The following is a 3,943-nucleotide window of genomic DNA, read 5'->3' as shown; positions in this document are numbered from 1 at the left end:
GCCGATGCGTTCGCCGTGATAAGCCTTCTCCAGCCGCCCGCGCATTCGCGTCAGCGGTGTCCGCAGATCATGCGCAACATTATCGCTTACTTGTTTGACCTCGCCCATCAATGTTTCTATTCGATCCAGCATCAGATTGAGGTTTTCCGCAACCCGGTCCCATTCGTCCCTGGTGCCTCGCAACGGGATACGCTGGTCGAGACCGCTGAGCATGATGGCCCGGCTGGTGGCGTTGATCGCTTCGATTCGTCCCACGGTTCGTCGTGTCACCAGAGCGCTTGCGAGCCCCGCAAGCACGAGTATCAAGAGGGCGCCCAAGATCACCGCCGTCTTGATCTCGGCCGTCAAGTTGTCGAGGTCGCTGATGTCCCGCCCGACCAGCAACCGATCGCCGCCCGGGAACGTTTCGAGGACGGCCCGCACGAGCGGCTTGCTTGCCGAATCCGGCAACGGGGTCGCGCGAAATTCCGTCCATCCCGAAGGTGCGGTGGCCGCCTGCGGCCATTCCCGGAGGTTGCCGGCGAGCGGCACCAACGAGGAATCGACCAGCAGATACACGCCATCGGCAAAGCTCTTGTCGGCCATCCGTTTTCGAATGAGGTCGATCAGTTCGTCGCGCCCAACATGTTGATGGGCATCCCGCAGGCCCAAATATTCGGTGATAATGGCGCGATCCGACCTGCTGCGCACATAGGAGGCTGTCGCCAGATAGACGTAGGCGAAGATGGCGGACACGATCACACCGAATGACCCGATCGCAATCAGCGCCAGCTTGAACGTCGACGACGCGAAAGTCTTAGCCAGCAGCACGGAGACAGTACCCGATACCGCGAACCGTATGAATCAGCGGATAGGTCTGCTGGTCGTCGACTTTGCGGCGCAAGCGTCCGACATAGACATCGATGATGTTCGTCGAAGGATCGAAATGCAGGTCCCAGACATGCTGTAGCAGCATCGCGCGCGAAACGACGCGGCCTGCGTTGCGCGCCAGATATTCCAGAAGCTGGAACTCCCGGGGTAGGAGCAGGATTTCCTTGCCGCGCCGGCTGGCGGTCCGTGCGATCAGATCGATGGCGAGGTCGCCGACCCGCAGGATGGTCTCCTTGACGACGGTATCGCTGCGTCGGCCGAGCGCCTCGAGGCGCGCCAGAAGCTCCACGTAGGAGAATGGCTTGACGAGATAATCGTCGCCTCCGGCGCGCAGGCCGCGCACCTTGTCGTCGACTTCTCCGAGCGCGCTGATGATCAAGAAGGGCGCGGCGACGCCGCCATCACGCAGGTGACGCATCACCGCGATGCCGTCGATGTCCGGAAGCATGCGGTCGATCGTGATCACCGCATAGTCGCAGCTGGCGGCGTGGCTCAGTGCTTCGGCGCCGTTGCAGGCGAGATCCACCTCGTAGCCGCTGGTCGTGAGTTGCTCTTCCAGCTGGCCGGCGGTCTCCGGGTCGTCCTCAACGACCAGAACGCGGCGATAACCTCCCGTCATGGTCTTTCTCCAACACCGCAATCGGTGCCCCGATTCCGAAGCTCGCATCCTGTCGCAGCAAGTTCGGTTGCGACTTCGGAGTGCGCGCACCAGCCTATCCAGTTTCACGTCGCCGGAAAATGCCCCATGACGATCATCACAGCGATGTGGTTCGCTCACCTCAGGCGCGGATGTCTGCGTCAGGACCTCCACAAGTCGCTGCGGTGATGTCAAACCCGAATTCCGCTCCCCGGTGCAGCGGATTTGACGTTCGCAACCGGCGAGGTCTCGCAGGCGAACGTCAAATCCAGGGCGCCACTGGCATCAATAGATCGCCAGTCGTTCTCTTCCGACATTCGCAGAACTGCCCGTCGCGGTGGGATGCGAATGTCACAATCGGATCACTGGTAGCCGTAGTCTCCGCAGACGTTGACCCACTGCGGTCCATAGGATGTCCACGTCCTGCGCCAGCAGCCATCGTAGTAACCGTAGTCGGCGTAAAGAAACGGCGCGCCGAAGAACGCGAAGCGATGAAAGCGACGATGGAAGAAATGGTGGCGGAAGTCATCCCGGTCGCGGAATCCAAAGCGATGGAAGTTGTCCCGCCCGTGGAACGAGAAGTGTGAAGCGGAGGGCGAGAATGCTGCGTGCGAAAACGGCGCAGCCGCGAAGCCCGGACCGCCTCTCATGCCGCCTCCCATGCCGCCGATGTGCATTCCCCCCATGCCGCCACCATGCATCCCACCTCCCATGCCGCCATGCATGCCGCCGCCGCCGCCATGAAAGGCAAGGGCCGGCGATGCAAGCGCGAGCGTAGCCGCAAGCACTCCCGTGCCGAAATATCTGAACAGTCTGTTGCTCATGTCCCAATCTCCTTCGCTGATCGCGGCGACAGGGCCCGTCGCCGGGAAGGACATTAGGAAGCCCAATTCATCGTAAAATTTCAAATGACTAAGGCGACAGTTTCTGACACTGATGTTAGCGTCGCCTGTTCGCGTGGATCAGGCATCCGCACGTGTCGTCGGAGTTGCGTGCTTGCGCAGTCCGATCGTCTGTGTCCATGGTCGTCATCGTCCCCATATCGTCTCCTCGCTCCAGCCGAGCCGCGCGAACTCGCCGGCCCGGAGCGGCGCTTCGCCGGCTGCGAAGAACTCATCGAGCTGCGGCGGCGCGACGGATGTTGCGGACAGCATCGCATGGGCCTGGCCGCGATGATGGATCTGGTGCTGGAACAGGTGCATCAAGAGACGGTCGCGCCGCTCGGCCTGCACGCTGGTGTCGCGGTTGACCCGCACGATGCCGTCGAGTGCTTCTTGTGTCAACGCATCGCAGTGTGCGATCAGGCGGCGGTCGACCGCGGCCTGCGCCGGCTTCAGCGCCGCCGCCGACGGATAGGGCACCTCGTTCTCCCACGCTTTGGGCCCGAGCCAGCCGCCTTCCAGCGCGTCGACGTAGAAGAGGTCGATGACATGGATGTGGTTCAGCGTCTTCTGCAGGCTCGGGAAGAAGCCGGTCCGCCCGGCTTCGAATTCCAGTTGGCTCAGGCCGGCGCACGCCGTGAGCAATCGCTCGTTGGCCCAGGCGTTGTTATGGGCGAAAGCGCGATAGGTCTGGATCAGGCCGGCGGGCATGTTGGCTCTCCGTGAGGCGGATCGTCGGGGCGGAGTGCATTTCAGCCTGCCGGGGGATGGCGGACAAGGCTGTTTCGCCGACGGCCTCGCCGGAATGATCGGGACAGCAGACGGCCACCGATGGTGTCGTCGCGGACGATGGCGTAGAATCGGCCTCTGGGCGCGCCACAGCGCCGCAGCCGCAAGGAGGATCTCATGTACGCCGCGATCCGTCAGGCCAAGGCAAGGGCCGGCACCGCCGAGGAATTGGCGCGCCGGATCAAGGAGGGGGCCATCCCGATCATCAGCGACGTCGACGGCTTCATGGCCTATTACGTGGTCTATGCGGGCGACGACACCGTGACCGCGATCAGCATCTTCAACAAATACGAACAGGCGGAAGAGGCCAACCGGCGCGCGCTGGCCTGGGGCGAGCAGAACTTGACGCCGCTGCTGGCCGGCCCGGCCATGGCGGTCGCAGGTCCGGTGATCGTGCACACGCTGGCGTGACGGCATTCATCGCGGACGGCAAGAAGCCTGATCGCGAGAACTGCGGTCACGGTCGCTCGAATCTCGGCCGTTCGCGTGCGGCGATAGCCCAAGCGCAAGAGGCTTGGGCCGGTTGGCGCCCCCGAGAGGCTGATGTCGCAGATCAGGATTTCGCGGCGGCGGGTGCACCCAACCGCTTGTTTTCCAGGCAGCCTATCGGCCTCACGCCGATGGGCGCTCCGACTTCACTGGAGTAACTTCTCCGAAAGCTTTCGGGAGACTTGCAGCATGGATTCGCGAGTCATCTCGCAGTGGCGCCACGCGCGGCAATTCACCGTGGGCTCTCCCTGGTAAATCTGCCCGCCAATGATATTCT

Annotated in this window: 5 protein-coding genes; 1 reads left to right on the top strand and 4 read right to left on the bottom strand. The window is 62.9% G+C overall.

What is annotated here, in order from left to right; genetic code table 11:
* The 4 genes from JOY90_RS03045 to JOY90_RS03030 form a co-directional block, all read right to left on the bottom strand.
* Positions 1 to 810, bottom strand: an 810-nt coding sequence (locus tag JOY90_RS03045) for a HAMP domain-containing protein (protein ID WP_367276871.1), incomplete at its 3' end; no start/stop codon positions are given.
* Complete coding sequence (locus tag JOY90_RS03040) at positions 797 to 1,489, bottom strand: response regulator transcription factor (protein WP_291689691.1); 693 nt, start codon at positions 1,487 to 1,489, stop codon at positions 797 to 799. The genes JOY90_RS03045 and JOY90_RS03040, both read right to left, overlap by 14 nt.
* A gap of 380 nt (positions 1,490 to 1,869) precedes the next feature.
* A complete protein-coding gene (locus tag JOY90_RS03035; protein ID WP_291689690.1) occupies positions 1,870 to 2,331 on the bottom strand; it encodes a hypothetical protein in 462 nt (153 codons plus the stop codon).
* Between the two features lie 204 nt (positions 2,332 to 2,535).
* Positions 2,536 to 3,099: a DinB family protein gene (locus JOY90_RS03030; RefSeq protein ID WP_291689689.1), complete on the bottom strand. Its 564-nt coding sequence runs from the start codon at positions 3,097 to 3,099 to the stop codon at positions 2,536 to 2,538.
* A gap of 195 nt (positions 3,100 to 3,294) precedes the next feature.
* On the opposite strand from JOY90_RS03030, the gene JOY90_RS03025 reads away from it, so the two are divergent.
* On the top strand, positions 3,295 to 3,588 hold the full coding sequence (locus JOY90_RS03025) for an antibiotic biosynthesis monooxygenase (RefSeq protein ID WP_291689688.1): 294 nt from the start codon (positions 3,295 to 3,297) through the stop codon (positions 3,586 to 3,588).
* The last annotated feature ends 355 nt before the right edge of the window (positions 3,589 to 3,943 follow it).

The organism is Bradyrhizobium sp. (genome assembly GCF_019242285.1).
Classification (GTDB): domain Bacteria; phylum Pseudomonadota; class Alphaproteobacteria; order Rhizobiales; family Xanthobacteraceae; genus Bradyrhizobium.
The sequence above is the reverse complement of the archived record's forward strand: the minus strand, read 5'-3'. Positions and strand labels throughout refer to the sequence as shown.

Bases quoted from the DNA above. Each gene is read 5' to 3' on its own strand.
- JOY90_RS03040 (WP_291689691.1), bottom strand. From the start codon at position 1,489: ATGACGGGAGGTTATCGCCGCGTTCTGGTCGTTGAGGACGACCCGGAG.
- JOY90_RS03035 (WP_291689690.1), bottom strand. From the start codon at position 2,331: ATGAGCAACAGACTGTTCAGATATTTCGGCACGGGAGTGCTTGCGGCT.
- JOY90_RS03030 (WP_291689689.1), bottom strand. From the start codon at position 3,099: ATGCCCGCCGGCCTGATCCAGACCTATCGCGCTTTCGCCCATAACAAC.
- JOY90_RS03025 (WP_291689688.1), top strand. From the start codon at position 3,295: ATGTACGCCGCGATCCGTCAGGCCAAGGCAAGGGCCGGCACCGCCGAG.